General features: G+C 40.8%; 16 protein-coding genes and 3 riboswitches. Of the genes, 1 reads left to right on the top strand and 15 read right to left on the bottom strand.

Annotated features, from left to right (window positions below; all coding sequences use genetic code 11):
• Positions 1-95 precede the first annotated feature (95 nt).
• Genes HT698_RS05540 through HT698_RS05530 form a run of 3 tightly spaced genes read right to left on the bottom strand, consistent with a single transcriptional unit; the run spans position 96 to position 3126 of the window.
• Positions 96-2339, bottom strand: a complete 2244-nt coding sequence (locus HT698_RS05540; protein WP_173217676.1) for a heavy metal translocating P-type ATPase — start codon at positions 2337-2339, stop codon at positions 96-98.
• A 9-nt stretch (positions 2340-2348) separates the two neighbouring features.
• The gene (locus tag HT698_RS05535; RefSeq protein WP_173217678.1) at positions 2349-2720 is read right to left on the bottom strand and encodes a cupredoxin domain-containing protein; all 372 of its coding nucleotides are present in this window, start codon (positions 2718-2720) and stop codon (positions 2349-2351) included.
• 10 nt (positions 2721-2730) lie between these two features.
• Positions 2731-3126, bottom strand: coding sequence for a CopY/TcrY family copper transport repressor (locus tag HT698_RS05530; RefSeq protein WP_173217778.1), 396 nt, complete (start codon positions 3124-3126; stop codon positions 2731-2733).
• Between the two features lie 184 nt (positions 3127-3310).
• Positions 3311-3408, top strand: a riboswitch (TPP riboswitch).
• An 83-nt stretch (positions 3409-3491) separates the two neighbouring features.
• Here HT698_RS05530 and thiD point away from each other — a divergent pair.
• Complete coding sequence (gene thiD, locus HT698_RS05525) at positions 3492-4283, top strand: bifunctional hydroxymethylpyrimidine kinase/phosphomethylpyrimidine kinase (protein WP_173217680.1); 792 nt, start codon at positions 3492-3494, stop codon at positions 4281-4283.
• A 163-nt stretch (positions 4284-4446) separates the two neighbouring features.
• On the opposite strand, the gene thiE (HT698_RS05520) is transcribed toward thiD, so the two are convergent.
• From thiE (HT698_RS05520) to lysS, 12 genes are all read right to left on the bottom strand, one after another.
• Positions 4447-5079 carry a thiamine phosphate synthase gene (gene thiE, locus HT698_RS05520; RefSeq protein ID WP_172923372.1) on the bottom strand — a complete coding sequence of 211 codons (633 nt, stop codon included), beginning with the start codon at positions 5077-5079 and terminating at the stop codon, positions 4447-4449.
• Complete coding sequence (locus HT698_RS05515) at positions 5072-5875, bottom strand: hydroxyethylthiazole kinase (RefSeq protein ID WP_173217682.1); 804 nt, start codon at positions 5873-5875, stop codon at positions 5072-5074. The genes thiE (HT698_RS05520) and HT698_RS05515 overlap by 8 nt, the downstream gene beginning before the upstream one ends.
• Complete coding sequence (gene thiW, locus HT698_RS05510; protein ID WP_023933981.1) at positions 5875-6399, bottom strand: energy coupling factor transporter S component ThiW; 525 nt, start codon at positions 6397-6399, stop codon at positions 5875-5877. Before thiW ends, HT698_RS05515 begins: the two co-directional genes overlap by 1 nt.
• Before the next feature lie 4 nt (positions 6400-6403).
• Entirely contained in the window at positions 6404-7096 is a 693-nt protein-coding gene (gene tenA / locus HT698_RS05505; protein WP_023933983.1) for a thiaminase II, read from the bottom strand.
• Positions 7097-7106: 10 nt separating this feature from the next.
• Entirely contained in the window at positions 7107-7757 is a 651-nt protein-coding gene (locus tag HT698_RS05500) for an energy-coupling factor transporter transmembrane component T (protein ID WP_173217684.1), read from the bottom strand.
• A gap of 1 nt (position 7758) precedes the next feature.
• On the bottom strand, positions 7759-9144 hold the full coding sequence (locus HT698_RS05495) for an ABC transporter ATP-binding protein (RefSeq protein WP_173217686.1): 1386 nt from the start codon (positions 9142-9144) through the stop codon (positions 7759-7761).
• Positions 9145-9705 (bottom strand): ECF transporter S component, encoded by a 561-nt coding sequence (locus HT698_RS05490; protein WP_173217688.1) that lies wholly within the window; start codon positions 9703-9705, stop codon positions 9145-9147. It abuts the gene before it with no gap.
• Positions 9706-9862: 157 nt separating this feature from the next.
• A riboswitch (TPP riboswitch) is annotated at positions 9863-9951 on the bottom strand.
• Between the two features lie 208 nt (positions 9952-10159).
• Positions 10160-10789, bottom strand: a complete 630-nt coding sequence (gene thiE, locus HT698_RS05485; RefSeq protein WP_173217690.1) for a thiamine phosphate synthase — start codon at positions 10787-10789, stop codon at positions 10160-10162.
• 1 nt (position 10790) lies between these two features.
• Positions 10791-11573: a hydroxyethylthiazole kinase gene (thiM, locus tag HT698_RS05480; protein ID WP_050262178.1), complete on the bottom strand. Its 783-nt coding sequence runs from the start codon at positions 11571-11573 to the stop codon at positions 10791-10793.
• A 128-nt stretch (positions 11574-11701) separates the two neighbouring features.
• Complete coding sequence (locus tag HT698_RS05475; RefSeq protein WP_173217691.1) at positions 11702-12370, bottom strand: TenA family protein; 669 nt, start codon at positions 12368-12370, stop codon at positions 11702-11704.
• A gap of 215 nt (positions 12371-12585) precedes the next feature.
• Positions 12586-12674: riboswitch (TPP riboswitch) on the bottom strand.
• A gap of 148 nt (positions 12675-12822) precedes the next feature.
• Positions 12823-13959, bottom strand: a complete 1137-nt coding sequence (lctO, locus tag HT698_RS05470) for an L-lactate oxidase (RefSeq protein WP_088791092.1) — start codon at positions 13957-13959, stop codon at positions 12823-12825.
• Between the two features lie 698 nt (positions 13960-14657).
• On the bottom strand, positions 14658-16148 hold the full coding sequence (gene lysS, locus HT698_RS05465; RefSeq protein ID WP_088791010.1) for a lysine--tRNA ligase: 1491 nt from the start codon (positions 16146-16148) through the stop codon (positions 14658-14660).
• Positions 16149-16385: the final 237 nt, after the last annotated feature.

Genomic DNA, 16385 nt, shown 5'->3' with positions numbered 1-16385 from the left:
TAAAAATCTGCTCAAAACTCTCTATTCTCTATTCTAATACAGTTTTGAAAGTGCTGTCACTCCTGTTTTATAACAAAGAAATCCAGTCATTACTTTTAGTCTATTTTACTAAAGTTTAGTAAGAGTGAACTAGTCAGAACAGATACAGAACTAAAGGCCATAGCTAGACCTGCCAGTTCTGGATTGAGGGCCAGTCCAACACCTGAAAAGACTCCTGCTGCAATCGGAATTCCGGCGACATTGTAGATAAAGGCCCAGAAAAGATTGAGCAGAATTCGATTAAAGGTTTTCTTACTCATGTCAAAGGCACGAACCACTCCTAGGAGGTTATTAGTTGTCAACACCAAATCTGCTGACTCGATGGCAATATCTGTTCCAGCTCCCATAGCAATCCCCACATCTGCTACACTAAGGGCAGGAGCGTCATTGATACCGTCCCCAACAAAGGCTACTTTTCCAGTCGCTTGTAGTTTATGGATTTCATGGGCTTTTTCTTCTGGCAAGACACCTGCAATGACCTCTTCGATTCCGATTTGATCGGCAATAGCACGCGCCACACCTGCATTGTCTCCTGTCAGCATGACTGTTTTAAGACCTCGTTTTTTCAGCTGACTGATGGCTAGCTTGGCATTTTCCTTGGGGATATCTTGCAAGGCTAGCAAGCCTTTGATTTCATTGTCCACAGCCAAGAACACAACTGTCTTAGCTTCTTTTTCCAGTTCTTCTAGTTTATCTTGATGAGTGCTAGAAATATCCATGCCATCCAGCATTTTAGCATTTCCAAGCAGAACTTGTTTTCCATTGATTTGCCCTGAGACACCTTTTCCGTGCAAGGCTTGGAAATTTTCCACAGTGTGAAGCTCAAGTCCAGTTTCAGTCGCTCGCTTAACAATAGCCTCAGCCAGTGGGTGTTGAGAAGCTTCTTCCAAGGAAGCTGCCAATCCAAGCACTTCTACTTCGTCGCCGATGATATCTGTGACCACAGGTTTCCCTTCCGTCAAAGTTCCTGTCTTATCAAAAACAATAGTTTGGACTTTCTGGATTTCCTGTAGAACCGTTCCATTTTTGAGGAGAACTCCCATCTTGGCACTGCGACCTGTCCCCACCATAAGGGCTGTCGGTGTTGCAAGTCCCAAGGCACAAGGGCAGGCAATAATCAGAACTGCTACTCCATAGAGAAGCGAAGAGACAAAACTCGCTCCAAGCACAACTACACTATCCCTGAGCAAGACGAACCAAACCCAAAAGGTCACAATCCCTAAAATGACAACTGCTGGAACAAAAATGCCTGAAATTTTATCCGTCAAGTCCTGAATCGGCGCACGACTTGTCTGAGCTTTCTTCACAAAATCCACAATCTGAGCCAAAACAGTCTCTGAACCAACTTTTTCTGCTCTAAAAACAAGTGTTCCACTATTATTGATGGTTGAGCCAATAACAGTATCTCCAACTGTCTTGTCCACAGGTAGACTCTCACCTGTCACCATAGACTCATCAATACTAGAGATACCTTCTACTACGACACCATCAACCGCAATCTTTTCACCGGGACGCACTCGAATCAGGTCACCTACCTTGACTTGCTCCAAAGGGACTTGAACATAGTTATCCTCACGCAAGACTTCTGCAGTTTTAGCCTGCAAGTCAAGTAATTTCTCCACAGCTTGGGAAGTATTTTTCCGCATTTTCTCCTCAAAAACGGCTCCCATAAGAACGAAGAAGAAGATAAATGCAGCACTTTCAAAGTAAACGGGGAGGCCAGCGAAGAGGGCAACTAAGCTATAGAAATAGGCCACTAGGGTTCCCAGAGCAACCAAGGTATCCATGTTGGCATTGTGCTTTTTAAAACTAGCCCAAGCACTTTGAATATAAGGACCACCTGCTACTAGCATAATCGGTGTTGTGGCTAAAAAGGTGCCCCAACGCATGACTTGGTGACTAATTCCTCCTGTCGACATCCCAATCATGAGGATCACAAGAGGCACAGTAAAGATACTAGTAATCCAAAAACGCTGTAAAAGTGACAGAGATTTTCGAGTCTTCTCAACGACTGTATAGCTTCCCTTTTGCATCTTCATACCACAAGAAAATTCATGTTGGCCTAATTCTTGAGGTGTAAAACGAATTGTTTTCTCTTCGTCTACGCCGATTGGTTCCAAGATGCCTTCTTCTTCAAAAAGAATCTCCTTATAACAGTTTGAAGGTGTCACACGGTGAAAGGTGATCTCAGCAGGAACTCCTTTTTGCAGTTGAATGTGGGCTGGATGATAGCCTTTGTCTGCCGTGATACGGATTTTTTGAACACCATTTTCAAGACTTGCTTTTACAATTTCAGTCATAGTCTCCTCCTACTCTACTATCATCTTACCGTGCATCATATTCATGCCACAAGAGAAACCATACTCTCCAGCCTGCTCAGGCGTGATTTCCACTACATACTCTTCCCCCATAGGTAGGTCCGCATGGACACCAAAATCTGGAAAAACAATTTGATCCAGACAGGGTGAAGGATCCTTGCGGTCAAAGATAATGCGGGCTGGCACTGATTTCTTGAGGATAATCAACTCAGGCGTATAGCCCCCCATGACCTCCACTCGAATCTCTTGGTAGCCCTTTTTTTGCTGGGCCTTTTGTCCAGATTTTTCAGGCTTTTTGAAAAACCAGAACAAGATAAACGCGATAAGGGCAATACAAATAATGGTTACAATACTATTTAACATGACGTCTCCTTTACATACAATTACATTTTACTTTTGTTACAGCGCTTGATTTCTTCTCAGAAATCACAGCTTCCAAGTCTTCCAAGTCAGCCTGAGTAAAATCACATTCAGTAATCAAATCAGCCAACAAGTTCTTAATCCTACGAGAACAAACCTTGTCCTTGATATCTTGGACAAGTAAATCCCGACTTTGTTCCAAAGTTAAAAGGGCTGAATAGACAAAGAACTTGCCTTCTTTTTTCCTTGTCAGACACTCTTTCTCAACCAAACGAGCCAAAAGAGTCTGAATGGTCGACTTGGACCAGTCGAACCGCTCCGCCAGAACCCTAATCAAATCCGTACTAGTCTGCTCTCCTTGCATCCAAATAATCTTCATTACCTGCCATTCTGCATCTGAAATCTGCATCATCACACCTCCAAAATCTACATTTGTCAATTATGTTAAATAGTATACTCTTAAAATCTACATTTGTCAATTATAAAATCAATCTTTTCTTTAAAAAATAGAATTTTAATCATTTAAAAAACGATTTGCAGTCAAATATTACTATATAAACAATAAAAATATGCTATACTAAAGAAAAAAAGAAAACAACCACTAGGGGTGCGTAAAGCTGAGATTAACAACTGTTAGACCCTTTGACTCAATCTAGGTAATGCTAGCTGATGGAAGTGGAAATGATAATGGGGACTAGCAGTCTTCTATTACCTTCCTAAAACAGACTTGCTTGTTCTTGAGAATACAAACTTCAGTTGGTTGGGAGGTTTTAGATGACTTATTTACCCGTTGCTTTGACCATTGCAGGTACTGACCCCAGTGGTGGTGCTGGCATTATGGCTGATTTAAAGTCGTTCCAAGCTAGAGATGTCTATGGAATGGCTGTTGTAACCAGTCTTGTCGCTCAAAATACCAGAGGTGTTCAATTAATCGAGCACGTTTCTCCTCAAATGTTGAAAGCCCAATTGGACAGTGTCTTTTCTGATATTCCACCTCAGGCTGTAAAAACTGGGATGTTGGCAACTACCGAAATCATGGAAATCATCCAACCCTATCTTAAAAAGTTGGACTGTCCCTACGTCCTTGACCCTGTTATGGTCGCAACAAGCGGTGACACCCTGATTGGTACCAGTGCCAGAACTTACCTAAAAACAAACCTACTTCCCCTTGCAACCATTATCACGCCCAATCTTCCTGAGGCAGAAGAGATTGTTGGTTTTTCAATCCATGATCCTGAAGACATGCAGCGTGCCGGTCGCCTGATTTTAAAAGAATTTGGTCCTCAGTCTGTGGTAATCAAAGGTGGGCATCTCGAAGGCGGTGCCAAGGATTTCCTCTTTACCAAGGATGACCAATTTGTCTGGGAAAGCCCACGAATTCAAACCTGTCACACCCATGGTACTGGGTGTACCTTTGCTGCAGTGATTACGGCTGAACTAGCCAAGGGCAAGACTCTCTATCAGGCAGTCGATAAGGCCAAGGCCTTTATCACAAAAGCCATCCAAGACGCTCCTCAACTCGGTCATGGCTCTGGCCCAGTCAACCATACAACTTTTAAAGATTAAGAAAAAAACTCTCTAGTTCCTACTTTAAGGGAATTAGAGAGTTTTTATACTCTTCGAAAATCTCTTCAAACTACGTCAGCTTCCATCTGCAACCTCAAAGCTGTGCTTTGAGTAACCTGCAGCTAGCTTCCTAATTTGCTCTTTGATTTTCATTGAGTATTAGTTAGGAAATAATGTCATCCAGCTTTGATAAAAAGGCTTGGGTTTTTGCCTCAATATCTTCTGCCTGCATCAAATCACGCACTACAGCTACTCCAGCTATGCCAGTGCCCATAAGCTGGTCAATGTTCTCTGAAGTCAAGCCGCCAATAGCAACTACTGGAATGTCAACCGTTTGGCAAATTGTTTTCAAGGTCGATATCAGAGTAATGGGCGCATTTTCCTTGGTGGTGGTTGGGAAAATGGCTCCTGTCCCCAAGTAATCTGCACCTGATGTTTCTGCTTCCAGAGCTCTTTTTATTGTTTTAGCGGTGACACCGAGGATTTTTTCAGGTCCCAAGACTTGTCGGGCAACCGAAACTGGTAATTCATCGTCTCCGATATGCAGACCTGCAGCATCGACTGCAAGACAAACATCCAAACGATCATCGATTATCAAGGGTACCTGATAAACATCTGTTATTTCCTTGACTTGTTTTGCTAGTTGATAATATTGATTGGTTGTGAGATTTTTTTCTCGTAATTGGACTATGGTAACCCCTGAACGGCAAGCCGTCTCAACCTTTTCAAGAAATCTTTCCACGGAATCTTGGTAGCGATTGGTTACCAGATATAGTCTAAGTGCTTCTCTATTCATAAACCTCTCCTTTGATGGCATCTAACCAGTTTTTATCTCTCCTTAGAAGCGAAAACTGATTGAGTACTTGGTAACGAAATTCTTCCAATCCCATTCCTTGAACAACTATTCTCTCAGCGGAGATATTAAGATAAGAGACTGCTAAACACGAAGCTTCAAATCCAGTCTTTCCTTGGCTGAGAAAAACGGCTGTCAAGGCTCCAACCAAGTCTCCTGTCCCTGTTATCCAGTCTAATTCTGTACAGCCATTTCCCAGTACAGCGACCTGATTCTTCGAAACGATGAGGTCCTTAGGACCAGTAACTAAGAATGACATACCAGGATAGGTCTGACACCAGTCTTTCAAGACTTGAAGCAAATCCTCCGTTTCTTGATCTTTAGCACTGGCATCGACCCCAACGCCGTGGTGTTTTAAGCCAACAAGACTTCGGATTTCTGACATATTTCCTTTAAGGACCGTAGGGCTATTGTCTAAAAGGTCTTTAACTAAGCTCTTACGAATGACTGAAGCTGTTACGCCAACCGCATCTACTACCATTGGGAGACAAACTTGAGCTGCATAAGAAGCTGCCATACGGATTGCTTTTTCCTTCTCAGCTGACAAATGCCCCAAATTGATGAAGAGTGCCTGGCTTTGCTTAGTAAAATCAAGAACCTCACGGGAATCATCTGCCATAACTGGTTTACATCCCAAAGCCAAAATCCCATTTGCTAGCATCTCACAAGAAATCTCATTGGTAATACAGTGAATTAGGGAAGTCATTTCCAGAGGAAAAGGATTTGTCAATGCCTGCATCAGTCTATCCTTTCACCAAAGAAATATCCTTGCACTTTTTTAAAGAATTCCTGCTTGATTAAAAATCGAAAGGCAATAAAGGAAATCGCTGTACCAATCAAGGTTGCTCCAAAAAATCGAGGAGTATAGATAAACCAACTAAGCTTAGCGGCCGATCCTGTAAAGAGTACCATAACAGGATAGGAAACAATAGAACCAATAATACCTGTTCCCAAAATCTCTCCTAGAGCGGAATAATGAAATTTTCGACCATACTTATAAAAGAGACCTGCAAGGAGGGCTCCAAAAGTCGCTCCTGTGAGAGCTAAAGGCGGAATCCCTTGAGTCGTCATACGGATAAAGGCTGTGACTGTAGCCATAGCCAAGGCATAAACAGGTCCCATCATGATTCCTGCTAGAATATTGACTACACTGGACATCGGTGCCATTCCCTCAATCCGAAAGATAGGCGTAAGGACTACATCAAGGGCAATCATCATGGATAAAATGGTTAATTTGTGAACTTGCAATTGGTGCTTTCTCATATTTCTATTCTTCTCCTTTTTCTAAAGAGTGTAAATCACTCTTCCATGTCTGGTGTTGGTAGGCCATTTGCCAAAACTTAGCTTCCATGTGAACACTGATGTGGAAGGCATCTAGCATTTTTTTCTTGTCTGTCTCATTACTTTCGCGATAGAGTTGATTGACTAGCTCTCCCTCCTCTCTGATCTGTTGCTCTAACTCATCCGTAATATAAGTTTCAATCCATTGTTGGTAGAGAGGATTTGGTGATGGTTTAAGATTAAGTGATTTGCCTATATCATGGTATAACCAAGGACAAGGCAGCAAACTTGCAAAGGCAATGCCCAAGTTTGGCTCTGCAAATTGCCGATAAATGTGAGAAATGTAATGATAGCAGGTTGGAGCGATTGGATGTTGCTCCATTTCCTGATCGCTGATTTCCAATTCCTTGAAAAATTGTTGGCGGATAAATAACTCACCCTCCACTAGACTCTGAGCATTTTGTTTCAAGAGTCTTTTCATCTCTTGGTTTGAAGTCTTATCAGCCAAAAGGTGATAGATTTCTGAGAAGGCCTTCAGATAGTAGGCATCCTGAATCAGGTAATAGCGGAAAACGGCAGGTTCTAAATCCCCCTCTTGTAATTGTAAAATAAAGGGATGATGAAAGGAAGCCTGCCAAGCTTCCTTGGATAATTCCATCGCAATATCTGTAAATTCCATAATAACTCCTTTATAAAAATAGACTGGTTTGAAGCAATAAAAAGAAAAGCAGGTAGATTAATTTTGTTTTTTTAGGAATATAAAAAGTCCGATAGCTATTCTTCAACTGTGCATGTTCGTCATATCCATGCGCCGACAGGGCTCTCAGGTAAAGATGGCGCCACCTAAAGACTGTCATCAGAACCTTGCTGTAAATCAAGGGCGACCAAAAATGCAGTTCTTGACCACGTAATAGGCAAGCTTCTTTTAGGGACTTGATTTCTTGCTGAATGAGGGGGAAGGAATTAAATACCACAATCAAGGCATAGGCCCAAGAGCGTGATAACCCCTTTTGGGCCAAGTACAAGAGAAGCTCTTTTAGGGAAATAGAGGAAACAAAAACAAGACCAATACAAACGGTCACAAAGGCCCTCGTTCCAAGCATGACTGCCTGCGAAGCATCTCCATGTAACTGAACTGCCCAGTAGTTGGCAAAGGATGGCAAAATGGCGAGCAGAATCATCCAAGCCAATACTTTAAATCGACGGTAATAGAGCATAAAGAGAATACAGAATGCGACTACCGAAAGATTCAGAGCAATCGAAGGAATGAAAGATGTTTCCAAGGATAAAATCAGCAAGAAGAGACTGATAATCGGTGTCTGGGTTGCTACTTTGACCATACTATCTCACCTCCCCTTGGATATTGCTACTCTGAGACGTAAGTGGTTTGGTAATTGTCACTGATTTCACATGACGAAGACCCTGACTAGTCATCTCAATCCAATAATCAACCACAGAGATCAAGGGATCTAAACGATGGCTAATGATCAGAAAACTTCTTCCTTGATTTCTCTCCTCCACAATCCACTTGCAAAAATAATGGCAAGCTCTATCATCCAAACCTGCAAAAGGTTCATCTAGCAAGATCACTGAAGCCTTACTGGTCAAGATGGTCAAGAGCTGAAGAATTTTTTGCTGACCACCACTTAATTGATAGGGACTCTTATCAAGAGCCTGCTCCAGATCAAAATATCGTAAAGCTTGGAAAATTCGTTGATTTCTTTCAGAATCAGGTCCATCTAATTGAAGCTCTTCTCGCAGACTGACTCGGATAAACTGTTTCTCAGCTTCCTGAACAACACCCGTCAGGTCACGATACAAACTCTTTTTCTTTTTCAGGACTGTCCCCCTCCAGGTAATGCGCCCCTTATACTTTTGAAATTGAAGAATAGACCGAAAGAGGGTTGATTTCCCGACACCATTGTCACCCAAAATACAGGAAATTCCTTGGTAAAATGTGAAATCAGCAATCGAAAAGAGGGGGCGGTTACCAAGCTCACAAGTCGTTCGATCCATATGGAATAGTTCTGGGCTAGAAGCAACCTCCTTTGAAACAGCCTGTGTCATTTCAGAGGCAGGGATTTGAAACACTTCCCTTAGTTGTCCAACTCTTAGCCCCACCATATGGTCGATATAGGCTTCATAATCAGATAAATCATGGTCGCACAAAATAACTGTCTTCCCATTAGAGACCAACTCTTTTAGAATCTCCAATATCTCTATCCTACTCTTGCGATCAATGGAAGCAAAGGGCTCATCTAATAGATAGACCCTAGGATTCATAGCAAAGAGAACAGCCAAAGCAGCCTTTTGCTTTTCTCCACCTGATAAGTGATGGATGGGACGGTGCAAGATGTCCTTGCAACGACATTGCTGGACAACCTCTGCTATTTTAGAATCAATTTCCTGAACGGGATAGCCGATATTCTCCAAGGTAAAAATCAGCTCCTCAAACAAGTTCTCCATGGTAAATTGATGATTGGGATTTTGAAAGAGAATACCAACCGTTTGGACACGTTCGATGATAGAAAGCTGACTGACCTCGCTCTCATCTATCAGGACTTGACCGCTATAGGGAAGAGAACTAACTTGGGCAATAACTTGAAAGAGGCTCGATTTTCCAGACCCACTACTCCCAACTAACAAGGTAAAAGCTTGCTCATGAAAAGTAAAATCAAGCGGTTCCGAAAAAATTGGGGCCTGAATCTCCCGTAATTCCAGCCCCATCTATGCCTTTCCTCCAGTTGCAAACTGATGATAGAGTTTGACAATGGCACGAACCAAAATGGTACAGAAGAAATAAACAGAAATAAAACGCACCACAAGCAAGGAAAGGACAAAAGGAAGAGAGAAGGCGTAGTAACCTAACTTAATGTATTCATAGACAAAGCTAACAAGCGTAATCCCAATACTACTAGCAGTTAGAGAGAGCCAACTTTCATAGCGATTCTTGGTTACGATAAAACCAAGTTCACTTCCCAAACCTTGAACCAAGCCAGACAAAAGGGCACCTAGACCGAATTGGCTACCATAAAGGACTTCAGCAAGCGCAGCTAGCACTTCTCCAATCGTTGCACTTCCGACTCTCGGAACAAAGATGGCAGCAATGGGCGCAGCCATACACCAGAGTCCAAAGAGGATTTCATTGGCAAAAGCCTGTAAACCAAGAGGTGTTAAGAGTAGGCTGAGAATATTATACACATATCCTGAACCAACGAAAACGCCACCAAAAAAGATAGACAAGAAAGCAAGCAAAATAACATCTTTTAACTGCCATTTTTTCAACATAAAAAACTCCTTTTTTTAAAGAAAATTGGGGCACTCAAGGTGAGCTACCAAAAGGATTTATATCACCTTCATCCAGTTTCGTAAAAGAAAAAACTCTAATTACAGATACGAATTAGAGTTCAGCTTACAAGATTAGACCGTTCTTTTCGACATACGAAAAAAACATTTCACATTTCCCTTCGCCAGTATTAACTGTATCAGGTTCAATGGGTATCATCTCAGCCTAAAGCACCCCAAATGTCTTTATTATTTAATTATGTGATTATTATAACACACATTTTATACTAGTTCAAGAAATTGAACTGGAAATACAGCCTTGCACTCATAAATACAGCAGATCTTTCTTTTGCAAAAAACAAATGACCTGTTTGATGAATTAGCCATTCAAGCTGAATCTGAACATAGCTTTTTAAAAAAGGAAAATCCTACTCAGAATCCAAGGATAGATTGATACCTATTGTTCACTCATTTCTCGAACAGTTTTTTCTATATTTTTTGCATACGATATTGCTGAAATGATTGAAACACCATCTATATTGGTCTGTATAATGTCTTTAATATGTTGCGTCTGTATCCCACCAATTGCAACTAAGGGCATTTGTGGCAATAGTTTTCTTATCAATTTAAGACCTTCATAACCTATAGCACCACCAGCATCATCCTTTGACTGGGTATCAAATACAGGACCAACACCGACATAATCTACATATTCAACTTTTGATTGTTGAAATTCTTCCTCATTTTTTATAGAAAGACCAATTATTTTATCTGGCATCAATTTTCTAATTTCATCAACTCCAAGGTCATCTTGTCCTACATGTACGCCATCAGCATCTATTTCCAATGCTAACTCAATATCATCATTAACGATAAATGGAACATTGTATTTTTTACAAAGATCCTGTAGTTTAATTGCTAATTCGACTTTTTCTTTACCTTCTAAGGCTCCCTCCCCTTTTTCACGAAATTGAAATAAGGTTATACCACCTTTTAAGGCTTCCTCAACGACTCTATATAGATCTTTTCCTTGGCAAGTAGTCGTTCCACAAATAAAATATAGTTTTAGTAATTCTTTATGAAACATTTTACTTCACTCTTTTGAATTCCTTTACATCTTCATCTGAAATCTCGTATAAGGCATTCATAAATTCAACTTTAAATGTTCCAGGAAGATGTCCATTTGGACGTTTTTCTGCCATTTCTCCAGCGATATTGTAAACCAACATTGCTGTTTCTAATGATTTCAATTCTTGACCTTTTTCTAGTCCGATAAAGCTTGCTACCACTGCCCCTAATAAACATCCTGTCCCAATGACTTTTGGCATCATGGCACTACCATTATGAATCGTTACCACTTCTCCATTAACAGCAATCGCATCAACTTCTCCAGTCACTACTATTGGAATATGAAACTTAGCGTTGGCTGCTAGAGCAATCTCATCAATATTATCCACACCAGCACTATCTACTCCTTTAGATGCCACATTTATACCTACTAAAGAAGCAATCTCTCCAGCATTCCCCCTAATCGCAGCTAGTTTGTAATTGTTGATTAAATCATCTGCTACTTTTTTTCTATATTCTCCTGCTCCACAGGCTACAGGATCTAAAACTGCTGGGACATTATATTTCTCTGCAATTTTCAGAGCAGCTTGGTATAATTTCCAATTATCATCCGTTAAAGTCCCAATGTTAATCAATAATCCTCCAGCATATTTTAATAAATCTTCTAAGTCTGCTGGGTACTCGCTCATAGCTGGTGAGGCACCCAGTGCTACTAATCCATTTGCTGTGAAATTTTTTACTACATCATTGGTTATGCAAATGACCAAAGGTGCTTTTTCTTTTAATAATTTTAAACTTGTCATATTGAATTCCTTTCTTTTCACTTTATACGATCTATTGATTTCGATTTATCTCTATCTTTAGTTGAGAATTTTTTTCAGTTACATTGAATGATTTACCTCGTCAAATTTGTCAGTATCCTGAACTTTCTCTAGGCATCATAACCAATATCAAAAAAGGCTAATTCTAAAGCGACCGCTTGATTCCAGCGTTGCTGAAGTTCTGTCAAATCTTCTCGACCTTTTCCGACACGATTGAGTTCGTCAACCAGAAATTGAACCCACTCTGCAAAGAAAGGACCTCTGTGGAGATTGATCCATTCCGAATGAATGTAGGCTTCAGGTAGAGCCAAATCTTTAGAACCCCAGTCTAAATAGAGTCCTTCTGCAATGACCAGCATGACCAAAAGATGGGCATAGTCTGATGAAGCCACTGCCGAATACATCAGATCCTGAAAGGCTTTTGTTACAGGGTGCAAGGTCACTTCCAGATAGTCATTCTCAGATACTTTTAAGTCTTTGAAAGCCTTTTGGAAATAACCATCTTCATCTGCTTCAAGAAAGCCTAGTTGCTTGGCAAAACGGAGCTTGGATTCAAGCTGGTCTGCGTGGGCTACGCAAGCACCTAGCATGGATAAGAAGGCATCAAAGAAGTGATAATCTTGAATCAAGTAATCCTTTAAGACCTTATTCTCAATTGTCCCCGTAAAAAGTTCCTTGACAAAACGATGATTGATTGCAGCCTGCCAATCCTTCTGACTATTTTTTAATAATTCTCCAACAATCAAACCTGGCTGAAATGCATAAACCTGTGTTTCCATATTTATTTTTCCTCCTTTTACTCGTTCGTAATCAACAAAACACCAAGAAAATCCTAGTTTTACTTGACCTTTTTAAAGAAAATCAAGGGCGTTCAAGAAGAGCTACCTAAATGCTTTGTATCACCTTCATCCAGCTTATATAAACAAAAAAACTCCAATTACAATCAAGAATTAGAGTTTAGCTTACAAGATTAGACCGTTCATTTCGACATACGAAAAAACGTTTCACATTTCCCTTCGACAGTCTTAACTGTATCAGGTTCAATGGGTATCATCTCAGCCTAAAGCACCCCAAATGTCTTTATTATTTAATTACTGCACCAGTATAGCAAAAAATGAAAGCCCTAGCAAGATATTTGATTAGAAAATATATTTATATTGTTTTTAATGGTGATTTATTCTTCCAATACACGAAGAAAAACCTCCACATTCAGTGGAGGCAATCTCTTTTATCAATACAATTTTAAGTCACGTGGGTCAACTGGGAAGGTTGGGTTGTATGGGTTGTGACGGAGTTTGAAATGTTTGACATCTTCAATGGTCTGAGTTCCAGACAACTGCATAACTGTCTTCAATTCCGCATTCAAGTGTTCAAAGACTTGACGCACACCAACACTACCGCCGAGAGCCAAGCCATAGATAACAGGGCGACCAATAGCTACCAAGTCTGCTCCTGAAGCCAAGGCTTTAAAGACATGTTGACCACGACGAACACCTGAGTCAAAGACAATTGGTACGCGTTTGTCGACTGCTTCTGCTACTTCTTGAAGTGAATCAAATGCAGCTGGTCCACCGTCGATTTGACGACCACCGTGGTTGGTTACCCAGATACCAGAAGCTCCTGCAGCAAGCGAACGTTCAACGTCCTCACGGCATTGTGGTCCCTTGACATACACAGGAAGTCCTGAGTATTCAGCGATAAATTCTACATCACGTGGAGACAAGCGTTGTTTAGCTGATTTGTAAACAAAGTCCATTGATTTACCAGCACCTTCTGGCAGGTATTCTTCAACAATCGGCATGCCAACTGGGAAGACAAAACCATTACGCTTATCCACTTCACGATTACCCCCTACAGTAGCATCTGCCGTCAAGACAATCGCTTTATAACCTTCAGCCTTCACACGGTCCATGATATGGCGGTTGATACCGTCATCCTTACTAAAGTAAAATTGGAACCAGTGAGGTGTCCCTTGAAGGGCTTCAGAAATCTCTGGAAGGTCAACAGTAGAGTATGAGCTAGTTGTATAAAGAGAACCAAACTCATGCACACCACGCGCAGTCGCCACTTCACCCTGTTCATTAGCTAATTTATGAGCCGCAACAGGCGCCATAATGATTGGTGAAGACAGTTTTTCACCTGCAAATTCAATCTCTGTACTTGGATTTTCTACATTGCAAAGCGTATGCGGAACGATGAGTTTGTGGTTAAAAGCACGGATGTTCTCCCGTAAAGTAAAAGTATCCTCTGCTCCACTGGCGATATAACCAAAGGCTGCTTTAGGGATCACTTTTTGCGCCATGGGCTCCAAATCATAGGTATTGATGAAATCTACATGACCTTCTGCATTGCTTGTTTTGTATGACATAAACTGTCCTCCTTGATTAAGTAATCGTTTGCTTTTTACTATACAACTATAATAACTCTTTTTTCAATCATTTTCAAGAGTTTTGCTTAAAAACCATCTTATTTTTTCATACAATATACTATCCCTACTTTCCTTAAACTCTAAACTTTAGTCTATATTAAGTGAATCGTTGAGATTTTTTGCTGCCAGGCATTTGAACTACTTTTTTATTTGCTGATTCTATCTACTAATGCTATAAAAAACAAGTGAATAAGACACCAGAACATCCTCTAATAGAGCCTATGGACTTATATCAGTCCCATAATACTGTTTAAGCAAGATACTATCCTAGTTGACGCTAACTTCCTATCCCTCTTATTAATTTTTTATTTATAGTGAATCTGAACAAATCAATTGGGGAGTCCAAGTCAATTTCTAGTACTTTTTGAAAAGTTTCAGCGTACTATCGTAAAATGAAATAAAACATGCGCAAATTGATTAGGGAATTTAAACCAATTTCTAACAATGTCTTAGAAATCAAAGTGTACTATTTCAACTTCAATACACTATACTTCATTTTCTCCTTAAATTCAGTCTCTTTTTGCATCAAAAAAAAGAAAGGACGAAATTTGTCCTTTCTCGAGCTTAGCTTTTCTTCAACCCACTACAGTTGACAAAGAGGCAAAAAAATCCCCTGGCAAGTACCAGAGGATAAGAGCTTATTTCATTGTTGGGAAGAGCAATACATCACGGATAGTAGTTGTATCAGTGAGGAGCATGCAGAGACGGTCGATACCGATTCCCAAACCACCTGTTGGTGGCATACCGTATTCAAGAGCCTCGATGTAGTCATAGTCGATTCCTGTCGCTTCATCATCACCAAGTTCTTTGGCTTTAGCTTGGGCTTCAAAACGGCTAAGTTGGTCGATTGGGTCGTTGAGCTCAGTAAAGGCATTACCGTACTCCTTAGTCATGATGAAGAGCTCGAAACGGTCAGTAAAGCGTTGGTCTTCAGGATTTTTCTTCGCGAGTGGAGATACAGCTACTGGATGTCCATAGACAAAGGTTGGTTGGATCAAGGTTTCTTCAACAAACTCTTCAAAGAAGGCATTGATGATGTGACCAACTTCAGTGTAGTGTTTCTCAACTGGAACTTTCTTCTCAGCAGCGATAGCTTTAGCTTCTTCCAAAGTCATGTCTTGCCAGAAATCGACACCAGTAATTTCTTTGATAGCATCCACCATGTGAACACGTTTAAATGGTTCGTTGATCTTGATTTCAGTACCTTGATAGTTGACTGGACCATCACCTTTAACAGCTTTAGCAGCATGTTGGATAATGCCTTCCGTCAAGTCCATGATGTCTTGGAAGTCTGCATAAGCTTGGTAAACTTCGATAGAAGTAAATTCAGGGTTGTGAGTAGCATCCATTCCTTCGTTACGGAAGATACGGCCAATTTCATAGACGCGTTCCATACCACCCACGATAAGGCGTTTCAAGTGAAGCTCAGTCGCGATACGAAGTACCATGTCAATGTTTTGGGCATTGTGGTGGGTGATAAATGGACGGGCAGAAGCACCACCGGCTTCGTTATGAAGAACAGGTGTTTCCACTTCAAGGAAACCTTTTTGGTCAAGGTAACGACGGATTTCAGAGATGATTTTTGAACGAGTGACAAAGCGTTCAAAGCTTTCACGGTTAGAAATCAAGTCAAGGTAACGTTTACGGTAAATTGTTTCAACGTCTGTCAAACCATGGAATTTCTCTGGTAGAGGACGAAGAGCCTTAGACAAGTGTGTGATGTGAGTAGCCTTGATAGAGAGTTCTCCCATATCCGTACGCATCACTTCACCTTCGACACCAAGGAAGTCACCAAGGTCTGCTTTTTTGAAGATTTCGTAGTTTTCTTCACCGACAGCATCCTTACGAACGTAGATCTGGATTTGACCTTCACGGTCTTGAAGGTGGGCAAAACCTACTTTACCTTTACCACGTTTGGTTACCAAGCGTCCTGCGATAGTAGCTGTTTCGTTTTTATCATGTAATTGTTCTTTATCGAGGTCAGCAAATTTATCTTTTAATTCTTGTGAATTTGCAGTACGTTCAAAGCGTTTTCCAAAGGGATCGATTCCTTGTTCACGGAGCGCAGCCATTTTTTCACGGCGAACGATCTGCTGGTCATTTAGTTCTTCCATATGTTCTGTAGACATGGGATCCTCCTAGTTTTACTCAAAATTGAATACGATGAGTCATTTTTTGCGATACTCCCATTTTATCATAAATAACCAAGAAATTCACGGATAATCTTTCAAAACTAAAAAGAACTTGGCGCTAAAATCACTGAAAAGACTGGGATAAGCAAGAAATTCCAAAATCTCAGAAAAGGAAATCTGACCATGTTTATGGATTATACTTTAATCCTTGTAACTTTCATGACGTGTGCTACT

It is taken from the genome of Streptococcus sp. 3109 (assembly GCF_013276905.1).
In the GTDB taxonomy this organism is placed as follows: Bacteria; Bacillota; Bacilli; order Lactobacillales; family Streptococcaceae; genus Streptococcus.
This window is presented reverse-complemented; position numbering and strand designations above follow the sequence as displayed.

Bases quoted from the DNA above. Each gene is read 5' to 3' on its own strand.
- HT698_RS05540 (WP_173217676.1), bottom strand. From the start codon at position 2,339: ATGACTGAAATTGTAAAAGCAAGTCTTGAAAATGGTGTTCAAAAAATC.
- HT698_RS05535 (WP_173217678.1), bottom strand. From the start codon at position 2,720: ATGTTAAATAGTATTGTAACCATTATTTGTATTGCCCTTATCGCGTTT.
- HT698_RS05530 (WP_173217778.1), bottom strand. From the start codon at position 3,126: ATGCAGATTTCAGATGCAGAATGGCAGGTAATGAAGATTATTTGGATG.
- thiD (WP_173217680.1), top strand. From the start codon at position 3,492: ATGACTTATTTACCCGTTGCTTTGACCATTGCAGGTACTGACCCCAGT.
- thiE (WP_172923372.1), bottom strand. From the start codon at position 5,079: ATGAATAGAGAAGCACTTAGACTATATCTGGTAACCAATCGCTACCAA.
- HT698_RS05515 (WP_173217682.1), bottom strand. From the start codon at position 5,875: ATGCAGGCATTGACAAATCCTTTTCCTCTGGAAATGACTTCCCTAATT.
- thiW (WP_023933981.1), bottom strand. From the start codon at position 6,399: ATGAGAAAGCACCAATTGCAAGTTCACAAATTAACCATTTTATCCATG.
- tenA (WP_023933983.1), bottom strand. From the start codon at position 7,096: ATGGAATTTACAGATATTGCGATGGAATTATCCAAGGAAGCTTGGCAG.
- HT698_RS05500 (WP_173217684.1), bottom strand. From the start codon at position 7,757: ATGGTCAAAGTAGCAACCCAGACACCGATTATCAGTCTCTTCTTGCTG.
- HT698_RS05495 (WP_173217686.1), bottom strand. From the start codon at position 9,144: ATGGGGCTGGAATTACGGGAGATTCAGGCCCCAATTTTTTCGGAACCG.
- HT698_RS05490 (WP_173217688.1), bottom strand. From the start codon at position 9,705: ATGTTGAAAAAATGGCAGTTAAAAGATGTTATTTTGCTTGCTTTCTTG.
- thiE (WP_173217690.1), bottom strand. From the start codon at position 10,789: ATGTTTCATAAAGAATTACTAAAACTATATTTTATTTGTGGAACGACT.
- thiM (WP_050262178.1), bottom strand. From the start codon at position 11,573: ATGACAAGTTTAAAATTATTAAAAGAAAAAGCACCTTTGGTCATTTGC.
- HT698_RS05475 (WP_173217691.1), bottom strand. From the start codon at position 12,370: ATGGAAACACAGGTTTATGCATTTCAGCCAGGTTTGATTGTTGGAGAA.
- lctO (WP_088791092.1), bottom strand. From the start codon at position 13,959: ATGTCATACAAAACAAGCAATGCAGAAGGTCATGTAGATTTCATCAAT.
- lysS (WP_088791010.1), bottom strand. From the start codon at position 16,148: ATGTCTACAGAACATATGGAAGAACTAAATGACCAGCAGATCGTTCGC.